At 65.6% G+C, this 21979-nt stretch carries 14 protein-coding genes; 9 read left to right on the top strand and 5 right to left on the bottom strand.

Annotated features, from left to right (window positions below):
• Positions 1-14: 14 nt before the first annotated feature.
• Positions 15-590, bottom strand: a complete 576-nt coding sequence (locus SSPN_RS0104160) for a transposase family protein (protein WP_158309525.1) — start codon at positions 588-590, stop codon at positions 15-17.
• Between the two features lie 738 nt (positions 591-1328).
• Here SSPN_RS0104160 and SSPN_RS59235 point away from each other — a divergent pair.
• Together SSPN_RS59235 and ltrA are read left to right on the top strand one after the other, a co-directional pair.
• Complete coding sequence (locus tag SSPN_RS59235; protein ID WP_187764852.1) at positions 1329-1496, top strand: hypothetical protein; 168 nt, start codon at positions 1329-1331, stop codon at positions 1494-1496.
• Between the two features lie 18 nt (positions 1497-1514).
• Entirely contained in the window at positions 1515-2657 is a 1143-nt protein-coding gene (gene ltrA / locus SSPN_RS42400) for a group II intron reverse transcriptase/maturase (RefSeq protein ID WP_272941723.1), read from the top strand.
• On the opposite strand, the gene SSPN_RS57510 is transcribed toward ltrA, so the two are convergent.
• Both SSPN_RS57510 and SSPN_RS42405 read right to left on the bottom strand, forming a co-directional pair.
• Complete coding sequence (locus tag SSPN_RS57510) at positions 2638-3033, bottom strand: hypothetical protein (RefSeq protein WP_187764617.1); 396 nt, start codon at positions 3031-3033, stop codon at positions 2638-2640. The two genes, ltrA and SSPN_RS57510, sit on opposite strands and share 20 nt — an antisense overlap.
• Entirely contained in the window at positions 3030-3347 is a 318-nt protein-coding gene (locus SSPN_RS42405; protein ID WP_148271919.1) for an AbrB/MazE/SpoVT family DNA-binding domain-containing protein, read from the bottom strand. Before SSPN_RS42405 ends, SSPN_RS57510 begins: the two co-directional genes overlap by 4 nt.
• A gap of 717 nt (positions 3348-4064) precedes the next feature.
• Here SSPN_RS42405 and SSPN_RS0104175 point away from each other — a divergent pair.
• Genes SSPN_RS0104175 through SSPN_RS56410 form a run of 3 tightly spaced genes read left to right on the top strand, consistent with a single transcriptional unit; the run spans position 4065 to position 8675 of the window.
• A complete protein-coding gene (locus tag SSPN_RS0104175; RefSeq protein WP_010692477.1) occupies positions 4065-4460 on the top strand; it encodes a hypothetical protein in 396 nt (131 codons plus the stop codon).
• The gene (locus tag SSPN_RS0104180) at positions 4457-8191 is read left to right on the top strand and encodes a caspase, EACC1-associated type (RefSeq protein ID WP_010692479.1); all 3735 of its coding nucleotides are present in this window, start codon (positions 4457-4459) and stop codon (positions 8189-8191) included. The genes SSPN_RS0104175 and SSPN_RS0104180 overlap by 4 nt, the downstream gene beginning before the upstream one ends.
• Positions 8192-8225: 34 nt before the next feature.
• On the top strand, positions 8226-8675 hold the full coding sequence (locus SSPN_RS56410; protein WP_010692482.1) for a hypothetical protein: 450 nt from the start codon (positions 8226-8228) through the stop codon (positions 8673-8675).
• Between the two features lie 1407 nt (positions 8676-10082).
• On the opposite strand, the gene SSPN_RS0104190 is transcribed toward SSPN_RS56410, so the two are convergent.
• Positions 10083-11432 carry a hypothetical protein gene (locus SSPN_RS0104190; protein WP_010692484.1) on the bottom strand — a complete coding sequence of 450 codons (1350 nt, stop codon included), beginning with the start codon at positions 11430-11432 and terminating at the stop codon, positions 10083-10085.
• 913 nt (positions 11433-12345) lie between these two features.
• On the opposite strand from SSPN_RS0104190, the gene SSPN_RS0104195 reads away from it, so the two are divergent.
• The 4 genes from SSPN_RS0104195 (at position 12346) to SSPN_RS0104210 (ending at position 20006) form a co-directional block, all read left to right on the top strand.
• Positions 12346-16374, top strand: a complete 4029-nt coding sequence (locus SSPN_RS0104195; protein WP_029534956.1) for an AAA domain-containing protein — start codon at positions 12346-12348, stop codon at positions 16372-16374.
• A gap of 1 nt (position 16375) precedes the next feature.
• Positions 16376-17224, top strand: coding sequence for a hypothetical protein (locus SSPN_RS0104200; RefSeq protein ID WP_010692486.1), 849 nt, complete (start codon positions 16376-16378; stop codon positions 17222-17224).
• Between the two features lie 581 nt (positions 17225-17805).
• Positions 17806-18126: a hypothetical protein gene (locus SSPN_RS0104205; protein ID WP_010692487.1), complete on the top strand. Its 321-nt coding sequence runs from the start codon at positions 17806-17808 to the stop codon at positions 18124-18126.
• Positions 18127-19133: 1007 nt separating this feature from the next.
• Positions 19134-20006: a class I SAM-dependent methyltransferase gene (locus tag SSPN_RS0104210; RefSeq protein ID WP_010692493.1), complete on the top strand. Its 873-nt coding sequence runs from the start codon at positions 19134-19136 to the stop codon at positions 20004-20006.
• Positions 20007-20336: 330 nt separating this feature from the next.
• On the opposite strand, the gene SSPN_RS0104215 is transcribed toward SSPN_RS0104210, so the two are convergent.
• Positions 20337-21776 carry an amino acid permease gene (locus SSPN_RS0104215; protein WP_010692495.1) on the bottom strand — a complete coding sequence of 480 codons (1440 nt, stop codon included), beginning with the start codon at positions 21774-21776 and terminating at the stop codon, positions 20337-20339.
• Between the last annotated feature and the right edge of the window lie 203 nt (positions 21777-21979).

The raw sequence follows: 21979 nt of genomic DNA on the forward strand, positions 1-21979 counted from the left end.
ACCTGTTGCGATCACTACTCTTCCCAGACATAGCCGATGAGCTGCTGAGACTCCATCGCGGAGGCTCGCCTCAGACTCGGAACCCCCGGAGAAACGTCGACCGGGCGGCGGGACTCGACGTCGATCAGGATCGTGCTGTAGTGGTGTCCCCGGCGCAGGGCGAAGTCGTCCACCCCCAGCACCCGAGGAGTCGCGTATTCGGGGTCGGGCAGGGCACGAACCATGCGCAGCAACGTCATCCGGCTGACCGCAGCGGCTAGGCGTTGGGTCAACCGCGCCCCGGCACGACCACCCAACGTCAGCGCGACCGCGCACAACACCCGCTCCAGCACCGTGGTGCGCCGGCCATAGCGAGCCGCCAAATCAGGTACCGCTTCAGCGAAGGTCTTCTTGGAACACGCGGGGTTATCGCAGAACAACCGGCGGACTCGCAGCCGAATCAGCACCTCCCGGTCCGAGATCGCGGTGTCGGACAACCGCCGTTCGTAGCGGCTGTGCACCCGATCGGACAGGCTTCCGCAGCCAGGACACGCGACGCGGCCGGTGAGCGTGCTCGCCTCGATCCGCACCACCGGCCCCGCAGCGTGCACATCGTCAATCCGTAACCGGGCCAGATGCGGGAACAGGACGCCAAGCACTCCAAGATCAGCACACTGTGCACATGATCAACTACCTGCCGGGTGGGAAGCACCCGGGTCCATCACGGAAAGCGTGCCAGAGCCAGTTTTCACCTGCCGCCGAGTGCGCCGTGAGGCGCTGTTGATTCGAGTGGAGGTGAGGGACCTTCATCGCCTTCCCTGTCGCAGCAGGGAGGTGGAGCTAAGGGCAGCCCGAGCCAGGTGGTGCTGGTGAGGGTGGCAAGCGGCCCTGATCAAGCCGAGGCGTACCAGGACTGCCAGATGGTGTGGGTTCGGCGAGCGGGACGGAAAGGAGTACGCGAGGAACCGGCGTTTACGTCTCTCAAGCGTGTACCGGCTCAAACCTGATGGATACGGGCCGGGAGCGGTGCGCACCCGTTCAGAAAGAACGGGGAACTCCTGGGTTGGCCTTCGGCGGCTGGTCGGGAGACCACGGTGAAGAGCTGCGGGGTAGCCGTGGTGATGCCGCAGGGACCGAGTCGGGCTCCTCCTCCGTCGAGCGAATCACAGTGAACACGGGAACCGTCCTGGTCCCGCCGTCCTTCCGGGCATCCGTCCGGCGGGTCGGCTGGGCGCACCGACCGCCGATCGGTCCAGGGCGGGGCGGAGCCGTCGTAGTACTCCGAGCCGGGGAAAGCCCGTGCACATGGGGAAGGACGGCAGCGGTTTCGAGAAGGGATGGACGCTGTAATGCCGAAAGATGCGGCGGTGAACACCGACGCACTGGATGAGCGGGTTCCGCAGGGGCCACGATCACGGGTATCGGAGATGCAGGCCAAGCTTCACCGTTGGGCGGCGGCCGATCCCGGCCGCAGGTTCGACGACTTGTTTAATTTGGGTGTGGCTCTTTTGAGGTGAGGTCATGCTGCCTGGGGGATGGCGTTGTGGGTGGGGTGGTTGCGTTGTGGGAAGGTCCGTCGCCTGGGGATTCCCACGGTGGCGGACCGGGTTGTTCAGGCGGCGCTGAAGCTGGTGCTGGAACCGATCTTCGAGGCCGTTTTCGAACCGGTCTCCTACGGGTTCCGGCCGATGCGGCGGGCGCACGACGCGATCGCCGAGATTCAACGGTTCGGCACCAAGGGCTACCGGTGGGTGCTGGACGCGGACATCGAGGCGTGCTTTGACTCTATCTCGCATACCGCCCTGATGGATCGGGTGCGGGCCCGAGTCAAGGACAAGCGTGTGCTCGCGCTGGTGAAAGCGTTCCTCAAGGCCGGGGTCCTGACCGAACTTGGCTACCAGGAGGATAGTTTTGCCGGAACGCCGCAAGGGGGCATCCTGTCCCCGCTGCTGGCGAACATCGCCCTGAGCGTGCTCGATGAGCACGTGCATGGGCCGTGGCGGCCGGGCGGGATCATGAGTACCCCGAGCCGACGCGCTCGGCGTCGTGGCAAGAACCTGCCGAACTGGCGGATCGTCCGCTACGCGGACGATTTCGTCGTGCTCGTGCACGGAGACCGCCAGGATGTCGAAGCCCTACGCGAAGACATCGTCCATGTGCTCGAACCGTTGGGACTTCGGTTTTCCGAGGCGAAGACCCGCATTCTGCACATGGACGAGGCGTTCGACTTTCTTGGGTTCCGCATCCAGTGGAAACGCAAGCGAGGAACGGACAAGTGGTACGTCTACACCTTCATCGCCGACCGGCCCATCCGGTCGTTGAAGGACAAGATCCGTGCCCTGACGAGCAGGTTGTCGCAGCAACGCCCCAGGGACGTGCTGATCAGGCTCAATCAGATCATGCGCGGCTGGGCCCACTACTTCCGGCACGCAGTTTGCCAACACACCCTGGATGCCCTCGAAAACTTCGTGTGGTGGAGGGTCATTTACTGGTGGAAGAAACTGCATCGTTGGAATTGGAGGGATGTCCCCCGCCGCCCCCCCGGCCCCACCGGCCGATGGCGCAGACCCGCGGCGGACGGGATCGAACTGTTCAACATCGCCTCGGTGCCGGTCACCCGCTACCGATACCGGGGCATCAAGATCCCCAACCCCTGGATCACGCCTGACCACGCCTAACGACAGACACCGTGGAGAGCCCGTTGCCGAGAGATCGGCACGGCGGGTTCGGCGAGCGGCCTGGGGAAACGGACCGGGAGCAATCCCGGCACCGCGCCCCAGGCCGACTCAACCAGATCTCCGAGGAGGTCGGTTCGTCCAGTCGCCGGTGACCCCACTGGTCCACGATCCGGTTCCAGTACGAGGAGTACACACGCCGGGTGCCTTCGGACACCGCTGCGGCGACTTGGGGGATGTAGTCAGCGAACGTGGGCGCCGCAGGCCGCGGTGACGTGGTGCCGAGCAGGTCTTGCGGGGAGACACCCATCCGTTCCAGCACGAGGCGGGCGGCCTCGACTTCGGCGCGGTCCGCCCCAGGGGAGGGAGCGCTGGTCATGACGCCGCACCTCCCAGCAGGTCGGCGTGGTACTCGGTGACCAGGGTCTCGACCGTGGACATGGTGTGGATCAGCAGGGTGTTGTCGTGTGGCTCGGCGATGAGCAGGACTTTCTCGCGTGCTTGCAGGGTGCACCAGTGGCGGGCTGCGGCGGGCAGGCGCACGTAGCCCTGCCGAGTGAGGGTGAACAGTCCGTCCTGACTTGGGCGAACCAGGATCGATCCGGACACCGCACGGATCTCCAGCCGCAGCCCTGCGGCCCACTGCAGGGCTCGCACGGCGGAGCGGTCCGACACCCGGCCCCGTGCATCCACCGTGGCTACCGCACACGACCTGGCTACCGCCTCGCGTGAGGGGGCCAGCTCAGGGACCGGCATCCGAGGCCACACCCGTGCGGCGGTCGCGCCAGGAGAAGTAGGGGTGGGGTTGGCCTGCGACGGAACGAGTGCGGGGATCGTGATCTCACCCACGGCGATCACCCCCGCAGGGGAGAGCCAGCAGGCCACGGCACAAGCACGAGTAGGCGGCAGCGCATGCCGCGCCAGCCGCCTTGTCAGTGCAGGAGTGAATACTGTCTACGTGTAGCGACTTTGCTACGCATTTGTGTCCGAGGGGCGAGTTGCACACTATCCACCCGTCTCGTACTCCGTGAGCTCGACTCGGCGGGTGCCTGGGACCTCGAAGCAGGGCCCGTAACCTGACGGTTCACCGTCCGTCTCTGCCGTCGCCCGCCGAGCCTTGCCGAAGGTTGACTTGACCAGCGCGGATCGCGAAAGCGAAGACTCGGCAAGGCTCGTCAGTTGTGGCCCTTTGACACCATTTCGTACACATAAAGTGCACGCAGCCCATCTCAGGCCAGGGGCTCGCCAAACGGAGGGAAGCTCACCCGCGCACCGAGGAAGACTGCGCTTTGTGGATCGCATCGAGCGATGCAGGTACTCCATGTGGGTGAGAGTTGATCAACCGGCCACGGGCATCGGTTATGCCATTTTACCCTGTTCGCCGATCTGCCCTCAGGTCGAGAGGATGACATGACAGACGGTGAGCAGGCCTACCGGATCGAGGTTCTCGATGGAGGTGATCCGCTTCGGGTGGAACGGCTCACCCGGTCGCTGCGCGACGAGCTCACTAGGCTTGACGCCGTATCGGTGGATTTCGCGCCAGGAGGCGTGGGCACTGCCGGAAGCAAGAGCAGCCCGCTCGCTGACTTGGCCCTGCTCGCAGTTGGCGCGACCGGCGGCTTCGCCTCGTCCAAGCACTTCGCCAGCGTGCTCACGACAGCGATCACTGAATGGTGCCGCAAGGAGCGCCACCGCAACATCCGTATCACCCGGGGCGACGCCGAACTGAATATCACCGGCAATCCCGATGCGCGCCAGCAACAACTGGCCCGGGAGTTCCTGCAGAGCATCGAGAACGACGCATGAGCCGCCGCACCCTTCGGCGACGCGCGTTGTTGCTCCACACTGAGATCTACGAGCGGTTCACACCGCTGCCGTCGACCCGCGCCGACACCTGGCAACTCCGGCACGTGCTAGAGCACCGCCAGGTCGGCGGCTTCGACGAGGTCCACGTGGTCGGCGATCTCACCGCCGACGAGATGTGCGTCCAGATTTCCGAATTTCTGGATGATTGCGGCGCCGACGAGCTCGCTCTGCTCTACATCAGCGGGCACGGCGCCAGATCCGTGGCCACGACCGGAGAGTTCCACTTCGCCGCCACCGACACCGATCCCGATCGCATCACCCAAACCGGGATCAGCGCCGGCTTCATCAACGAACACCTCGAGGCCTGCCGGGCGCCGCAGAAGGTCGCAATGCTCGACTGCTGCTTCAGCGGCGGGTTCGCACTCGGGTTCCGCACCGACGACCGCCCAGTTGCCAAGTCAGCTGAACCGGCCCCGCTCAACAGCCGCGGTGTCTACGTTCTCTCCTCCTCCGAGGCCCGAGAAGAATCTCTCAGCGGTGCCACCTCCGACGAGGGACCGCAACCCTCCGTGTTCACCGGCGCAGTGGTCGAAGCGCTACGTACGGGCAAGGCCAGCAAGGCCGGGTCCACGCAGGTCACGGTCGATGACCTGTTCGAGTACGTCAACCGGCAGTTGAGAGGCAAAGGCGGGCAGATCCCCACCAAGTCGGCTGTCGGCGTCAACGACCGCATCGTGATCGCCGACTGCCCCCAGGGCGGTGTGACCATCCCGCCGGCACCGCTGAGCCGGGCATCAGCCACGACCGAAGCACCAAGCACAGCCCCCAAAGACACACGAGCGTCAAAACACGCGCCCGGCTGGACAGAACTCATCGACTACTACCGTGAGTGCGTTCTCGACGAGGGCATAAAGGCGGATTTGCTGCCGGTCACTGAACAAGGGCACAGCTACGTCTGTCTAACCGGCACAGAACGGTTTCTGTCCGGAGACCTCGACGAGAACGGCACCACCGGAATTCCCCCAGAAGCCGCCGAATTCCTAGACGGCACCGAAGGCCACGACGGCGAACTCTGGGCAGGGTATCCGGCCGTGATGCTCCACGCCCCGCGAGGCGGCCGACCCTGGCCTGCGCCGCGGTTCGCGCCCCTGTTGATGCGCCGGGTCGAGCTCACTAATGACGACACGACACAGCCCCGACTGCGGCCATACGGACCCGTCCTTGTCCATCCCACGCTGGCCGCCGACTGGCTCGGTCCGGAGCAAGCCACCCACCTCGCCGACACCTACCAACCGACCTGGCACGCCGGCCAGCACGACCGGCTCGGCGCCGACGCTCACAACCTCCTCCAGCAGGAGTTCGAACTCCCGTGCGTGCAGGAACTCCGTCCCGACACCCTCGAGGACCGCATCGACACCCACTCACCCGGAAACGGCGCGCGCAACGTCGCCGTCCTCGTACGCGTGCCACGCCCCAACGGTGCCACCAAGAACCTTGTCGAGGACCTCACGCGCATCGCCCAGCGGCACGATGACATCCCGAAGACCGCCCTCGACGGACTGTTGAACAACACCAACGACGGTCTCGAAACCTCGGATGTCATCGTGACCCCGCTGCCAGCCAACGAGTCTCAGCTGCACGTGCTGCGTTCGGCGATGGCGCGGCGACTGACCGTGGCCACCGGCCCGCCCGGCACAGGCAAAAGCCAACTCGTAGCCAACGTCGTCGCCACCGCGATGGCCAACCGTCAATCCGTGCTGGTCGCCTCCACCAACAACCAAGCGGTCGACGAGGTGTGGCAGCGCTGTGAACGCCTCATCCCGAACAGTTTGGTCCGCACCGGTTCGGCCTCCGGAGAGATCAATTATCGGCAAAACGAGGAGGAGACGCTCCATCGCCTGCTCACCACAGCGCCGGAGGCCAGCACCAACGTGTTTACCGCCACCGCTGAACACACCAGGGCAACCAAGAACCTGGCCCAAGTTCGGCAGACCCTCACCCACACTGCCACCACCGAACGGCACTTACTCGACGCCGCCACCGAACGACAACGCCACGCCGACGAGCTCGGCCTTACGGCGGACGCACTGGGGCAACGCCTCGGCACCAACCTCACGTCGTGGGAGCGCAGAGCTCGCCGAGTGCACGACGCCCGCATCTTCGGCGAGTGGCGCCGAGGACGCCTGCTGCGCAAAGTCGGAATCACCTTCGACGACAGCCGCATCGCGTGCGAGTATCTCGCAGATTTCACCGTCGCGGAATCGCGATGGCTCCACTACCGAACCGCCGCAGAGTCGTCCCCCTCCGATGACGATCTCGCCGATTCATTACACACCGCTGACTTCCACGTGGAGCAGGCGTCCCTCACCGTGTGGCAGTCAGCGATGACCAGCGCGATCGGCACCGGAAAACCGGCGATCCGCACGCTGCTGCAGGCGATCAGAACCAACTCCCGGGACTGGGGCGAACTGACAAGGACACTTCCCTACGTACGCGGCTGGGCCACGACCAGTCTGTCCGCCCGACGCTTTCCCACCAATCCCGGCCTTTTCGACCTCGTGATCATCGACGAGGCGAGTCAGTGCTCCATCCCGCACGTACTTCCGCTGCTCTTCCGTGCCCGCCGTGCGCTGATCATCGGTGACGTCATGCAGCTGCCGCATATCGCCCCGATCGCCCCGGACCGTGAAGCGCGCATCCGGAAGCACACCGGCATCAGTTCCGCCTTTCTCGAACAGCACAAGCTCTCCTACCGCCGGCACTCGGCCTTCCACGCTGCCGAACGCGCCGTCGGTGACAGCCTCCTGCTCGACGAGCACTACCGCTGCCACCCTGACATCGCAGCCGTCTCGAACGACCTCTTCTACGCCGGTGAACTCACCGTGCTCACCGACATCCGCGACCGTCCCGGCGTCAACCGTCCGGCGGTGACCTGGCGGGACACCGAGGGCACCGCGACCCGACCGAACTCGGGCTCCTCATGGGTCAACCACGCCGAAATCCGCGCCGCCCGCGAATGCGTGGACTACCTGCTGGCGCACCTACCCGACAAAGCCACGATCGGGGTGGTGACCCCCTTCAAGCCCCAACAAAAGCTACTGGCCCGCCACTGGCAGGGCGAAGATCGCGTCCGCGTCGGCACAGTGCACACCTTCCAGGGCGGGGAACGCGACGCCATGGTGTTCTCGCTCGTCGCCAGTAAGGAGATGTCAAAAGGCGCGCTCAACTGGGTGGAGCAGCAGCTCAACCTCTGGAACGTCGCGATCACCCGGGCACGGTCCCACCTGATCGTAGTCGGATCCGCAGACCTATGGCGGCAACGTGGTGGGCCCGGCGCCCAACTCGTGCACGCCGCCGACGCAGCAGGTCAGTACGGCAATCCCGCGGAGCACGTCCTGGACACGTTGGCTCAACAGCTATACGACCGGGTGGCCGATCTCCCGCACGTCATCCCGGAACTGGGGACACGGGCGAATGGTTACCCAGTGGACGCCGTCCTTACCATCAGCGATGACACCGTCATTCCCGTTCTGCTCGACCGCAGCCTCGACGATGAAGCAGGATTAGAGCGACATCTCCGGCTCATGCTTCGTCGCCGGGAGCTGCTCAGCTCACACCAGGATGGTTACCGTGCCATCCGGCTTCCCGCATGGATGCTGTTCGACCGCGATGAGGCCGTCACCAGACTGGGGCTCAGCACCCAACCGGATCTGGCCCGGCCAGTGTTGTGAACAAGTGAGCTGAGACCTTCGTGAGGAGCGGAACGTGAGCGCGCTGATGTGGTTCGCCGTGATTCTTGTCATCCTGGCCATCGTCGTGCGTGCCGCCATCCGTCAAGGCCGGAACCGGCTCAAGCACCCCCGCCGACGGATCCACGAGCAGGCCAACCGCTGGACGCACATCAGACGAGGATCGGTCAACGGCCGCACTGGGCGAGCAGCTCAAGTCAGCACGGTCTACCAACGCGCGCGCCACGGAACCAAAGCCATCATCGTCTGGGCCGACAACGGACACCGCCAAGATGCCTGGTTCCACGAAATGCACGTCACCAACGGACAATGGCTACTGCTCAGCGGCTCCGATGGCTACGGATGGCACCACCAACGCTCATGCCACTACGTCTACCCACCCAATGTGCTCGCCACTGCCGCACCCGACGCCCCGTACTGCTTTGAACAAGTTCGCGCAGAACGTCCCTGCAATCGCACCACGTAGAATTGGTGCCGAGCCATGAGCAGGAGGGGCCCGGGTGCTTCCACGGACGTCGAAATGGCCTTCCGTCCGGCGGTTGCCATAGCTGCCAGCCTGGCCCGACATTGGCTTTTTCTTCTGTACCGCTGCAGGTGTTGCACAGCAGTAGCCCGGCAGCTGCTGGTTGAGTCGGCCTGGGGCGCGGTGCCGGGATTGCTCCCGGTCCGTTTCCCCAGGCCGCTCGCCGAACCCGCCGTGCCGATCTCTCGGCAACGGGCTCTCCACCAAGTCGTCGAACCTGCGGCCGGGATCGGCCGCCGCCCAACGGTGAAGCTTGGCCTGCATCTCCGATACCCGTGATCGTGGCCCCTGCGGAACCCGCTCATCCAGTGCGTCGGTGTTCACCGCCGCATCTTTCGGCATTACAGCGTCCATCCCTTCTCGAAACCGCTGCCGTCCTTCCCCATGTGCACGGGCTTTCCCCGGCTCGGAGTACTACGACGGCTCCGCCCCGCCCTGGACCGATCGGCGGTCGGTGCGCCCAGCCGACCCGCCGGACGGATGCCCGGAAGGACGGCGGGACCAGGACGGTTCCCGTGTTCACTGTGATTCGCTCGACGGAGGAGGAGCCCGACTCGGTCCCTGCGGCATCACCACGGCTACCCCGCAGCTCTTCACCGTGGTCTCCCGACCAGCCGCCGAAGGCCAACCCAGGAGTTCCCCGTTCTTTCTGAACGGGTGCGCACCGCTCCCGGCCCGTATCCATCAGGTTTGAGCCGGTACACGCTTGAGAGACGTAAACGCCGGTTCCTCGCGTACTCCTTTCCGTCCCGCTCGCCGAACCCACACCATCTGGCAGTCCTGGTACGCCTCGGCTTGATCAGGGCCGCTTGCCACCCTCACCAGCACCACCTGGCTCGGGCTGCCCTTAGCTCCACCTCCCTGCTGCGACAGGGAAGGCGATGAAGGTCCCTCACCTCCACTCGAATCAACAGCGCCTCACGGCGCACTCGGCGGCAGGTGAAAACTGACCCCGGCGTTCCGCCTGTATTCTAGTGCTTGTCGCAACACACCTGATCATGAAGGGCGTGTTGATGGCGAGGCGCGGACCTAAGCGCAGTTGGATCTGGAGTCGGAGTACTGGTTGCCGCTGGTGCGCCACGTGTCCGAGGGGGAGTTGCGCACTAACCACACGGATTCGCCTCCCCGACATCGGGTGAGTTCGAGGGCTTTTACTGTCCAGTCTGTCCCATCACGGTTCCACGCCGGGACACTCTGACCAGACAGGGGCTTGCGGCGAGCTTGTGGCAGCTCCGCCCTCTACTGTGCATCCGGATCCGGCATCAAGTCAGCGGTACAGCTCATGTTGCTGGGGCTCATGGTGGACTTGAACCGCGGACGTGCAAACGCCAGGCGGATCGAATCGTCAGGTTAGGAGAGCAGGCGCATGGCGAGCACGGTTCCGTCCGGGTGGACCGACACCGGGCCGTTCCACGAGTCGTTTGAGGAATTGCTGGGCCAGGCGGAGCGGCGTTCGTAGATCTCGCGGCGGTACTGCTCCACTTGTCCGTTAGCCAGCAGGTGGAACAGGTCGCTTGCTACGCCGGAGAAAGCCTCAACGCGGGGCCCGTTCAGCCGGAAGACGTGGTCGGTTCCGACGAAATGGATGCCGAGGAGAGTGTGGTCCGCATCCCGCACGCTAACGGCGGCCGCGTGCGCGAAGCCGGTGAAGTGCTTCTTCCCTTGGCGGTTGGTCAAGTACTGGGCGGTCGCTCTGCCGTCGCCTGCGAAGGCCGTCAGTCCAGCGGCGGCCGTGCGCGCGAGCACCCGCCCGAACCATTCGTACCGCTCCGGTGTGACGTGGAAACCGGTGACCGGGGAAGGGGGCTCGTCACCGTTGGCGGGCAGTTGGATTTGGGGGAAGTAATGCGCCTCGCTGGGCTGGACGTCCAGACCACCACTCTCGGCACGGGGCCTGCTCAGCCAGCCGCCGCTTCCCTCGGCGCAAAGTGCGTGCACGGTGACAGGGCCGTCTAGGGGCAGTTCTGTGCTGAGGATCAGGGCAGGGGTCTCGTTCCAGGGCCCGATGTGCACCGCCTCCACGTGAGCCGATGCGGAGGCGAGTTGGCCGTGGGAGTGCGCGACGTTGCTGTGGTTGCCCTTGCAGGTGATCGGGAGTGTCAGGGAAGGCTCTCCCGGCTTCCACAGTTCGGCGAAGAACTGCGGGCGGTAGGTACCTCGCGCGCTCCAGCCGGCGCGCAGCGTCGTGTCCGCGGGCACGATCGCGACGACGCGGTCCGGATAGCGCTGCGCCAAGACCTTCTGGGCCGCCACCAGGCCGAAGCCGATGCCGAGCTCGCCTGACTGGAGGGTCTTGTACTGGTCGGCCGTCAACTTGCCCTCAGCGGACAGCTTCATGAAGGAACCGATGTCGCCGGTCAACGCCTGGCTGTACTTCAGCGCTCCCCAGTGCTCGGCGAGTCCGCGCGCGGCTCCTCGGCTCGACAGCGCGATGGCCCGGCCGAGCACATGTAGCACGTCCCACGGCGTCAGCCGAACGGATCCCTCTCCCCGCATGGATATGGGCTGGAGCTCGGGCTTCCGCCGCAACGCGGTGTCCTTGTCCTTCGTGTCTTTCTCAGCTTGCTTCTTCGCACGCTCCTCGTCGGCATCCGCTGCCGCGGCGGCCACGGCGCTGGCCAGCCCGGAATCCGAGTGGAGGGAGATGTTCGAGCATTGGGCGAGATCCCCCAGCACGTCTTCTGCCGACTTCAACACCATTCCCCCTATGGGCCACTAGACGGACTGCACTCGGCACTGCGTGATCGACACCGACGTGAACGCTACGTTTTCGATCACACGCGCGCTTCCGCGCAACGAGTGATGTGGGTCGAGGATCTTGGTTGGTCGACGATGATGTGGTGCTGGCCAGCTTGTGCGACAGAGCGTTGAGGTTCAGGCGGTCTTGTGAGACCTCCGTCCACTAGCCATTTTTCCACCTCGGTCGGTATCAACCAGTCCAAGATCATAAAAGGAGACTGGCTGATTCGCGTTGGTCGGAAGGTATCGCACAGAGGGATCGGCATACCGATCTTGAGCTGACGGCCGCCAGCTGGCTGGTCGTTCGGGTGTGGGAGCACGACGCTCCTGAAGAGCAAGCCGACCGCTTCGCGCAAATGGCCCGCGATCGCAAGGCCTACCGGTCAAGTTGGTGGCGCTGTGGTTATCGCGGCGGCGACGTTGGGGCTTGTGACACGTGCGGCCGAGACGACCGGCGGGGAGGTGCGTATCCGAAAGGGATTTGCACCCCCACTGGTAAACGCGCAGGCCGGAGAGCTGAGGTGTTGAGTGGTCGACTACTTCTGCACCAAAAACCCCAGGTCAAAGACTTGACCTGGGGCCGATCTTGTGTCCGAGGAGGGAGTTGCACGCTAGCCACCCGGATCCATCTGCCTGAAGGCAGGATGACGGAGTTCGAACTGGGTCTCCAGAATTGGACCGATGCGGTGAACCTGGGAACTTGAGGGACGATGTGCGCAGGTCGACGGCGGACCACCACAGATTCGTCCGTTCAGTCTATGGCGGCCGAATGTGGAACGAGGAAGTCTGTCCTGCTGGCCGCAATTGGGCAGCCCTGCTCCGACGCAGGAGGAGTCGACCGTTAGTTTTCTCGCCGACAGGGGGATCAAGCGGTATGTCCGCTGATATGGACGAACATCGGCTGCAGCTCGTGCGCGCCAAGGCTGATCAGTGGGCCAAGAGCCTGATCGAGCTCAGCTCCCGGAACACGCTGCTGAACTTCAAGAACACCAAGACGACCAGCCTGGACCTCACGAAAGCCGATTCCGCTGCGGTGCGGAATTTGCTGCACGGAAAAGCCGTGAAGCTCAGTGCGCTGTTCGAGGAACCCGAAGCGCAGAAAGACGCCCGTACCCGCGCGCGGAACGTGCGGCGCGCGATGCGCACGCTCGCTGAAGAACAGGGCATCGACGTCGGCAAACTTGCGCAGGGATTGATCCGCGCTGCACCGAACAACGGCACCGCCAGCGCCATCGGCCGACTCTGTGCTCCCCTGCTGCTGCGCACGCTGCGGATCAACGCCCGCACTGTCGCCGACAGCGAGTTCGAGCTGGAGCTCGTCGACGACGCGGAGCTCAACCCGGTGCTGCTGTACGCGCTGGACAAGGACTTCGGGCTCGATCTAGACGTCGCGGAGTTCACCGCCCGCGCTGCCGACCTGCTGTTGGATACCGACGACCCACTGACTCAGCCGGAAGCCGTGCACGCCGAACTCGCCGCGCTGGCGAAAGCCCAGGGCGTCTCCGTCGAGCTGGAACAGGCCGTGGTGTGCGGGCTGTTCAACTACGAGAAGCAGCCGATGGTCGAGGACCTGCACGGCGCGGGTGATCTGCTCGCCGGACACGACCTGGTGGCCGCGCTGGCCGGTCATGAACCGTCGAAGCAGGCGGTCTCGGACCGCTCGCAGCACTTCTCCGCTCCAGCCGCCGACACGATCAAGCCAGCCGACGAGTTCCTGGTTCAGGACGCGGACTCCTCGCAGCAAGAGGCGGTCGGGGGCGCACTGGCTGGCCACGACGTGCTCGTGGAAGGCCCGCCCGGCACCGGCAAGAGCCAGACCATCGCCAACATCATCGCTGGTGCCGCGGCACGCGGAATGCGCGTGCTGTTCGTCTCCGAGAAACGCGCGGCGATCGAAGCGGTGACCACGCGGCTGGCCCAAGTCGGCCTGGACGGCCTGGTGTTTGACCTGCACCAGCAGAAGATGGACAAAAAGCACGTCGCACGGCAGCTGCTTGACAGCCTGGAGTCTGCCGGGCGGCAACCACGCCCGGAGGTCGGCGACACGCACCGCAAGGTGGAGCGGCGACGCGCGCAGCTGCGCCGGTACTCCGACGAGCTGCACCTGCTGCGGGAACCGTGGGGCAAGAGCGCGTACGAGGTGCAGGCAGAATTGCTGGAGCTTCGGGCTCCGGCGACGCCGTTGAACTTCCGCGGCTCGGTGCTGCGCGCCCTTGACCGGGAGACGGTCGAAAAGCTGGAGGGGGAGCTGCGGGAGTTCGTGGATCTCAACGGGCCGCGTGTGGTCCGCCGCGAGACACCTTGGTGGCAAGCAGAGATCTGGGAGGACGAGGACATCCGGAAGGTCCTCTACGAGCTCGACGAGCTCGCTTCAAACACGCTGCACCGCGGCAGGAAGAGCATGGTCCGGGTGCTGCACAAGACGGGACTGCGCACGCCGCAGAACCTCGCCGGGTGGGACGAGGTCCTGCGGCTGCTCGACGAGGTGAACACGAGCGTCCGGGAGTTCGGCGGGGATGTCTTCGGCAACCGGCTCGACGACTGGTACCACGCCACGGGGCCCGTCAAGGAGCACCTCGTTGGCAGCCAGCCGAACAGCTGGCTCACCCGGCGCCGCCTGCGCGCCGAGGTCAAGCAGGTGTCGACCGATGGGATCACCCAGCGCAGGGTGCTACATACCAAACTTGCCAAGGTCATCGAGCAGCGCGACCGCTGGCAGCGACTCGGCGATCCGCACGGTAGGCCGTCCGAAGTGGTGGGTCTGGCGGAGACGATGGAGCTGTTCCAAACACTGCGAAACCAGCTCACATCGGTGGCGATGTGCGCAAAACTGTCCGATGTGGACAACCGTCCGACCGAGCAGGTTGACGATGAAATCCAACAGCTCCGGCAGGACAAGGACATGCTGTGGAAGATGCAGCGGATCAACCACCTTATCGCGGACTTTGAACGCCTCGGGCTCACACCGCTTGTCCAGCAGATTTCCGAGCAGCGGCTCGACGGTGAGCAGGCATGGCTGCTGTTTCGGCACGTGTGGCTGAAATCCCTGCTCGACCAGTTCAAGCTCGACTCCGCGATGCTGCGGGAGTTCGCCCCCGACAACCAGACCCGGCTGGCCCGGGATTACCGGGAAGACGACACCGGCCACCATGACACCGCCGCCGACCGGGTGCGCTACGAGGTGGCCCGACGGCTACGGCAGGTCCGCGACGAGCACCCCGAGGAAACCCGGCTGCTGCGCGAGCAGGCGAACAAGCGCTCCCGGCACCTGCCGCTGCGGAGCCTGGTCGAGAAGGCTCCGCACGTGTTACTTGCGCTGCGCCCATGCTGGGCGATGTCGCCGCTCGTGGTCAGCCGCACGCTGCCTGCGGAGAAGCTGTTCGACCTGGTGGTCTTCGACGAGGCTAGCCAGATCCGCCCGCACGACGCCGTGGCCACCATCGCGCGCGGCGAGCGGCTTGTGGTAGCCGGGGACGACAAGCAGCTGCCGCCGTCGAACCAGTTCGAGCGCATCCTCGAAGGAGCCGAAGACGACGACAACGCGCTGCAGGACTACGAGTCGATCCTGAGCACCATGCGGTCGCTGCTGTCCAACCAGGTGCGGTTGCGTTGGCACTATCGCAGCACCGACGAGCGGCTGATCGCCTTCTCCAATCAGGAGATCTACCACAGTGACCTGGTCACCTTCCCCGGCACCGCGATGGAGCCCCCAGTCGTACTGCACTTGGTCGAGGACGGCACCGTCGCGCCCGGCCAGCGCGGATCGTCCCCCGCTGAGGTCCAGGCGGCGGTGGATCTGGTGCTCGCACACGCCGAACAACGCCCGGACGAGAGCCTGGGCGTCATCGCGATGGGAAACACGCACGCGGAGAAGGTGGAAGCGGCCGTGCGCCGCGCCGTGCAGGACCGCCCGGACCTGCAGGAGTTCTTCGCCGAGGATTCCGGCCCGGGCCGCCGGTTCTTCGTCAAGAACCTGGAGCGGGTGCAGGGCGACGAACGGGACGCGATCATCCTCACCCTCGGCGTGGCCAAACGCAGCGGCGGCCGACTGGACGGGCGCAGCTTCGGGCCGTTGAACAGCGAGGGCGGCCGACGCCGGCTGAATGTAGCGGTCACCCGCGCGAAGCGGCGCATGACGATCGTGAGCGCCGTCGGTCCAACCGAGATCGAGCCGACCCAGGAAGCGACAGGCACAGAGTTGCTGCGCCGCTACCTGGCGTTCACCCAGGCCCAGGGCGATCTCGACCGGGTCGGCCACCGGAAGCCGGTGCGGCTCAACGGGTTCGAGCAGAACGTGCACGACGCGCTGGTAGAGCGCGGCATCGATGTCCATCCGCAGTGGGGCGTGTCCGGCTACAGCATCGACTTCGCGCTGGCGCATAGGGACCGACCAGGCCAGATGGTGCTGGCCGTGGAGGCGGACGGCGATCGTTACCACAGGATGACCAGCGTCCGGGACCGCGACCGGCTGCGGCAGTCGCATCTGGAACGGCTCGGCTGGCGGTTCCACCGACTGTGGGCCTCGGCGTGGTTCGCCGATCGTGCGGGCGAGGCCGACAAGATCGTCAAGGCTTGGGAGGGTGCGATGCGCGCCGCTGACCGGGTGGGGTCCATGTCGGAGCCTTCTCGACGCGCCGCCCCGGATCCGCAGCCCTCCCCGGAGTCCCGCCGCGGCCCGCGCCCAGACGTCCGGCCGGGCCTGAAGACCGACGAGTACACCGAGGCCGACCTGATCGGGATCTGCCGGTGGCTGCTGCGCGACGGGCTCCAGCTCGACCGCGAGGAGCGTCTGTCGCAGGCCCTGCGCGAACTCGGTTTCAAGCGCCGTGGCCGCAAGATCGTCGAGCGGTTGTCCCGCGCCGTCGACATCGCCCAGAATCAGGCCGACAAGGAGGACGGCTAACATGCAGCCCCTGGACGACCGCACCGCTGAGAAGATCGCCGACATCGTGGTTGACAGGGGAGGCCCGTACGAGCGGAAGTCGTACGAACTCGCCCCGCTGTTGGGCCGCGCGGGCTGGTCACCCGTCCCGGAGTACGACGGCTCGCCGCGGGTGCATTGGCTGGCCGAGCAGCTGATCGAGAACCGCGCCGACCCCGCGCGGATCGAGCGCTTCCTGTGCCGGGTCTGCGACCCTCGGGAGTACGACGACGGCAAGGCGGCCGCCGAGGCGTTCCGCGGCGAGGTCAACCGCATCCTCGAAGCCGAGGGTCTCGTCATTTCCGCCGTCGGCGGGCGCCCGGTCCTCGGCGAACTCGGGGCCGACGGCGCCGCACACTACTCCGAGCCGGACGGCCTGGAGGAACGACTGCAGCGCCTCGTGCTGGACAAGGTTGCTGCCGAGATGCTGGTCAACCGGCTTACCGACGCACGGCTGTGCATGCGCATCGGTGCGCACACGATGGCCGTCATCGGGCTCGGGAGTCTTGTCGAAGGGGTGCTGTACGCCGTGCTGACCGAGCGGGACGAGAAGGTGCAGAAGGACGGTTTCATCAACGCGCACGGCAAGAAGGTCCCCGCCGACCGGGTCGGACTGGCGGTGCTGCTCGACACGGCGCGGGAGAACGGTTGGATCCAGTTCGACGCGCACCGGTTCCTCGGCCCAGTCAAGGAGTTCCGCAACTTTATCCACCCTCGGCAGGAGGTGGTCTCGCAGGCCCGCCTCGACCACGACACCGTGATGATGTGCTGGGGCCCAATCGGAGCACTGTTCAATGACGTCGAGGAACGTCTCGCCACGGCAGGAGGTTGACTCCGCGTGCTCCGGGTGGTGTGCCTGACATCGCACGCCACCCGAAGCACCGGCCTGGGCGCGGTCGAAGCAGCCTTGGCGGCTACGGCTACAAAGGCGCAGGCATCGACGTAGCCGATCGCTCCTCGTCACCCGTACGGAGTGTCGATATCCGTCGTCCGAGCTACGTTTGTGGGCTTACGCAAGCACCGGCCCGCGAAGTAGATGCTTTCGCCGAGTCCGTGGGCGTGAATAGTGAGCGTGTCGGAGGGGACTTGAACGCTCACGTTCAAACTTGCATGTCAGGGCTTTTGTGGTCTAAGAGCCCGGTGCTCGGCACAAGTAAACCCCCAGCTCTGCAGGTTGCACTGGGGATTTCGCCGTGTCCGAGGGTGAGTTGTTCGCTGGCAAGCCTATCCTGCCGAGTACAGGCACTGGTCGCCCCCGGCGGGTCGGTCAGGGTCAGATACTGAACTCATACAGCGGTGCGATTAGCAAGGCATGCGAGGTGGGGGGTGGGGGGCAGTCACGAGGGCTACTGGCTTGCACCCTTTCATCCCGAATCTCGTCCGCCGTCGGCGGTCGAAAGCAAAGGAAGGCCGATGACGAGACCCGCCGACTGGTCGCTAGAACTGCAGCTGGAACAAGTCGAGCAGGAAGCAGTCCATCCTGACGTCAAAGCCTCGATCATGGACGCAATCCGCTACATGCACAGCGGTCGCAGCCAGAAGCGGAGGGGCGGTCGCGAGTTGGTTCGCCTCCTGGAGATCGCTCGACTACGCGCCTCCGAAGAAGTCGAGTGGCACGTCGTGCGACTCGTTCAGGATTCTCTCGACTACCTAAACGGATCGTTCCTCAAACTTGATTTTGAGGAACGTTACCACATACACCAAGAGCGCTATTCTAGCGACTTGATCACCTAAAAATAGGGCAACGGCCCCAATCGAGTAAGATCGTTTTCTTCTCACAGAACACGACTTACAGGTGGAGCCGTTGCGTTACCAGTCTACTACGGGGCTTGGCTGGTAACTCACGTGAATAACGCTCTTAGTCGAAGAAATTTCTCATACGCTTCCTTTCTTTCTGTGACAAATTGAGATTCCTTTTCGTTCTTACGCTGGCGCCGTTCAGCCACCCTGTCATAAGCCATTTTAAGCAAAACACCCAGCAGTCCTCCGGCAACACCTATTGCTGCGATCAGTAGTTGCTGTCCCCAGGCTTGCCCCAAGCTCCCAGCAAGAACGTGCACCATACGTGCATGGTGCCTCAAGAAGTGGGGTGACGGTGGTACGAGTATGGATGGACACGCCGCGCACTTGCCTCCCGCGCCCTTTGGTCCCATCGCGCCGGCCCCTCCAGTGTTCCTGGTCCACCTGCCTTCCGGTCTTGTCGCATGCGGGCGACGGGACCGGCCGCCAGGGCGCACGCCCGGCGTCCCGCTTGCGCGGCCAGAGGAAACAGCAGGCAGGCGGCCCCGCAGGCAATGCCGCGTAGTTAAGGGTTGTGCGGGTTTGTCCAGGGTTTATGGGGGTCTGGGAGTGCGTAGGTGCCGGTGCCGGTTCGGGTGAGGTAGCCGTGTCGGGCCCATTCTGCGAGTTGGGTGAGAAGGTTTTGGGGTGTGATCCCGAGTTGTCATCGGCATGAGCGGACATTGCTACCGGTTTGAGTGCCCGAACTTCGCACGAGCGATGGCAGCACACGTGCCTTCGCCAGCGTCATGCGTGATCAACTTGAGAAGTGCAGAGAAACGTCGAGAAGCGGAAAGTCTCTGTCGGCACCTGCGCGCGTGGATTTGACACTGCCTGTATTCGTGAGCACGTCCCGTTGCGCGCTTTTGAGGCCGGACCCAGCGCGACGTCGCTGGCCGTGGAGATCCCCCACAACCTGGAAGCGCGAATTATCGGGGCGAAGCGCGAAGGTTAGCTCGGCGATGGCCGGTGGTGCGCGCCCGCTTGACACGGGCGAGCGCGGGGTCCTCGACCTGCTGCTTGTCGAGGGCGAGCCCGCAACCACGACACCTGACTCGAACCGGGTGCCAGAGATCATCGGCGATGAGATCAGGCTCGCCCCAGGACTGGGCCGTCGCCGAGGCCGCCTGCATCTCGCCGCGGCTGAACCAGCGGGCTATAGAGTCGCGGCTGTGACTCCGGTGCCTCAGCCTGCCGATCTTGATGTCGTTCGCGATTCCTACGACCGCGTGGCCGACAACTACGTGGACATGGTGACGACGACGGGCGTCGGCGACATCCGCACCCACCCGTGGCACCGTGCCGCGATGGACGTGTTCGCCGACGCGGTCGGCGGGCTGGGCCCCGTGCTCGACGTCGGCTGCGGACCGGGCACGGTCACGGCCTATCTGGCCGAACGCGGCGTCGACGTCGCGGGTGTGGACCTGTCGCCCCGCATGATCGAGCACGCGCGCCGCCTCCATCCGGAGTGCACGTTCAGCGTCGGGTCGTCGACCGACCTCGATCTGGCCGAGGCGTCGTGGGGCGGGCTGCTGGGCTGGTGGTCGTTGTTCAACCTGCCTCGGCACGTCCTGCCGCGGGTGCTGTCGTCCTTCGCCCGGGCTTTGATGCCGGAGGGACAGCTGATCATCGCGACCCACGTCGGCGACGGCGACGTGCGTCGCACCGAGGCCTACGGAGGGGTCCCGGTCCGCTGGACGACCTACCGGTGGCAGCCCGACCAGCTCGCCGCGCTGGTCGAGCGGGCCGGGCTGCGGCCCACGGCCGAGCTCCGGCTTCCCGCCGACGGACCGATCGGCCCCACCGTAGTTCTCGTCGCACAGCGCGAACGCTGACAACCGGAACCCGGTGAACGCGCCACACCCACACCAGCAGAGACAACCACCACCCGGCCGGGTTCCCGGCGTGAACAACGATCGCGCGCACGGCGCCGGCGTCAAGGCCAAGCCCGTGACGGGATGGCCTCACGGCCAGCCCCTGACACCGACGTTTCAACCACGCACGCCCACGCCCAGCCGGAAACCGCAAAAACACACCACACCCGGGGCACAAACAACCTTGACCGGCCCCGCCCCTTCATGGATGACCGGCACTGGCAGAGCCCGTCAAAGGCGCCTTCACCCGGAATCCTGTCGGACGTCTTTGGCAGATCTGCCGGACCGGATCTAGTCGCGGGCGGTGTCCGGAGTGGGGTTAGCGAGGCGGGCGTGGCGGCGGCCGTAGCTGAAGTAGATCACTAGGCCCAGCACCAGCCAGGCCGCGAAGCGCAGCCACGTGATTATGTCCAGGTTGGACATCAGGTACAGGCACGCCAGGGCCGTGATGATCGGCAGCACCGGGGAGAGCGGCATCTTGAACGGGCGGTGCAGTTCCGGCTTGCGGCGGCGCAGCACCGGGACCGCGATGGCGACGATGACGAAGCCGGACAGCGCGCCGATGCTGACCATGTCGGCCAGCTCCGAGATCGGGATGAACCCGGCCAGCAGCATGATGACCACCGCACCGCCGATGGTCATCCGGTGTGGCGTGCCCCACTTCGGGTGCACCTGGGAGAGCTTCGGCGGCAGCAGGCCGTCGCGGCTCATCGCGAAGCCGATGCGGCCGATGGTGACCAGCTCGACCATCATCACCGACGTCAGCCCGGTCACCGCGCCGAGCGCGATCAGCGCCGCCACCCACGGCTGGCCGATGGTCTGGAAGGCCGCCGCCAGCGGGGCCGCCTCGTCGATCTGCCGGTAATCCACCATCGCGGTGAGCACGACCGCGACCGCGACGTACAGCAGGGTGCACACGATCAAGCTGCCGAGCAGCCCGACGGGCAGGTCGCGCTTCGGGTGCTTGGTCTCCTCGCCGAGGTTGGCCAGCGCCTCGAAACCGGTGTAGGCGAAGAACACGATCGCCGCCGCGGTGAACATGCCGCCGATACCGTACATGGACTGCTGCATGCCCAGCGCCGCCTGCAGCAGCGGCTGTTCCAGCACGCTCGCGGTGGTCGGCGCGGGCTGGGCGGGCGGGATGAACGGTACGAGGTTGGCGCCCCTGACGAAGAACAGCCCGGCGACGATCACCAGCACGCACACCGCGACCTTGACCACGACCAGCGCGTTGGTCACCCACGACGATTCGCGGATGCCGATCACCGCGACGATGGTCAGGATCGCGATGATCAGGATCGCGCCGACGTTGACAGCGGCGTCCTCGCCGAACCACTGCGGGGGCAGACCGAGCAGATTCGAGACGTAGCCCGACCAGCTGCGCGAGACCACCGCAGCGCCGAGCGCGAACTCCAGTAGCAGGTCCCAGCCGATGATCCAGGCGAACAGCTCGCCCAGCGTGGCGTAGCCGTAGGTATAGGCGCTGCCCGCGGTCGGCACAGCCGAGGCGAGCTCGGCGTAGGCGAGCGCAGCCAGCGCCGCGACGGTGCCGCCGACCACGAACGACAGCACCACCGAGGGGCCCGCGTGTTCTTTGGCCTCGATCCCGGCGAGCGTGAACACGCCGGTGCCGATGATGATGCCGATGCCGAACCCAACCAGGTCTCGCCCGGTGAGTCGGCGGATCAGGCCGCTGCGCTCGCCGCGGGTCAGCACGTCATCGACGGGCATTGTTCGAAAGACGTTCACAGGCTGGCACGGTAGAAGACGCGAGCAGCGGGGCCCAATCGGCATCGCGATGCGTGATCGCATCGGTACGAAACGTGACTCTGGGTGGTCGGCTGCAGGCTGCCGTGCGATCCGTTGGGAGCGAACGGACAGTGATGATGTGTGTAGTGACGCCGCTGGTGGGTCTGACCCTCGAACGGACTGAC

This window comes from Saccharopolyspora spinosa NRRL 18395 (assembly GCF_000194155.1).
In the GTDB taxonomy this organism is placed as follows: Bacteria; Actinomycetota; Actinomycetes; order Mycobacteriales; family Pseudonocardiaceae; genus Saccharopolyspora; species Saccharopolyspora spinosa.

Excerpts from the sequence above, each read along its gene's own strand:
- SSPN_RS59235 (WP_187764852.1), top strand. The coding sequence starts at position 1,329 with ATGCCGAAAGATGCGGCGGTGAACACCGACGCACTGGATGAGCGGGTT.
- ltrA (WP_272941723.1), top strand. The coding sequence starts at position 1,515 with ATGGCGTTGTGGGTGGGGTGGTTGCGTTGTGGGAAGGTCCGTCGCCTG.
- SSPN_RS57510 (WP_187764617.1), bottom strand. The coding sequence starts at position 3,033 with ATGACCAGCGCTCCCTCCCCTGGGGCGGACCGCGCCGAAGTCGAGGCC.
- SSPN_RS0104175 (WP_010692477.1), top strand. The coding sequence starts at position 4,065 with ATGACAGACGGTGAGCAGGCCTACCGGATCGAGGTTCTCGATGGAGGT.
- SSPN_RS0104180 (WP_010692479.1), top strand. The coding sequence starts at position 4,457 with ATGAGCCGCCGCACCCTTCGGCGACGCGCGTTGTTGCTCCACACTGAG.
- SSPN_RS0104190 (WP_010692484.1), bottom strand. The coding sequence starts at position 11,432 with ATGGTGTTGAAGTCGGCAGAAGACGTGCTGGGGGATCTCGCCCAATGC.
- SSPN_RS0104195 (WP_029534956.1), top strand. The coding sequence starts at position 12,346 with ATGTCCGCTGATATGGACGAACATCGGCTGCAGCTCGTGCGCGCCAAG.
- SSPN_RS0104200 (WP_010692486.1), top strand. The coding sequence starts at position 16,376 with ATGCAGCCCCTGGACGACCGCACCGCTGAGAAGATCGCCGACATCGTG.
- SSPN_RS0104205 (WP_010692487.1), top strand. The coding sequence starts at position 17,806 with ATGACGAGACCCGCCGACTGGTCGCTAGAACTGCAGCTGGAACAAGTC.
- SSPN_RS0104210 (WP_010692493.1), top strand. The coding sequence starts at position 19,134 with ATGGCCGGTGGTGCGCGCCCGCTTGACACGGGCGAGCGCGGGGTCCTC.
- SSPN_RS0104215 (WP_010692495.1), bottom strand. The coding sequence starts at position 21,776 with ATGCCCGTCGATGACGTGCTGACCCGCGGCGAGCGCAGCGGCCTGATC.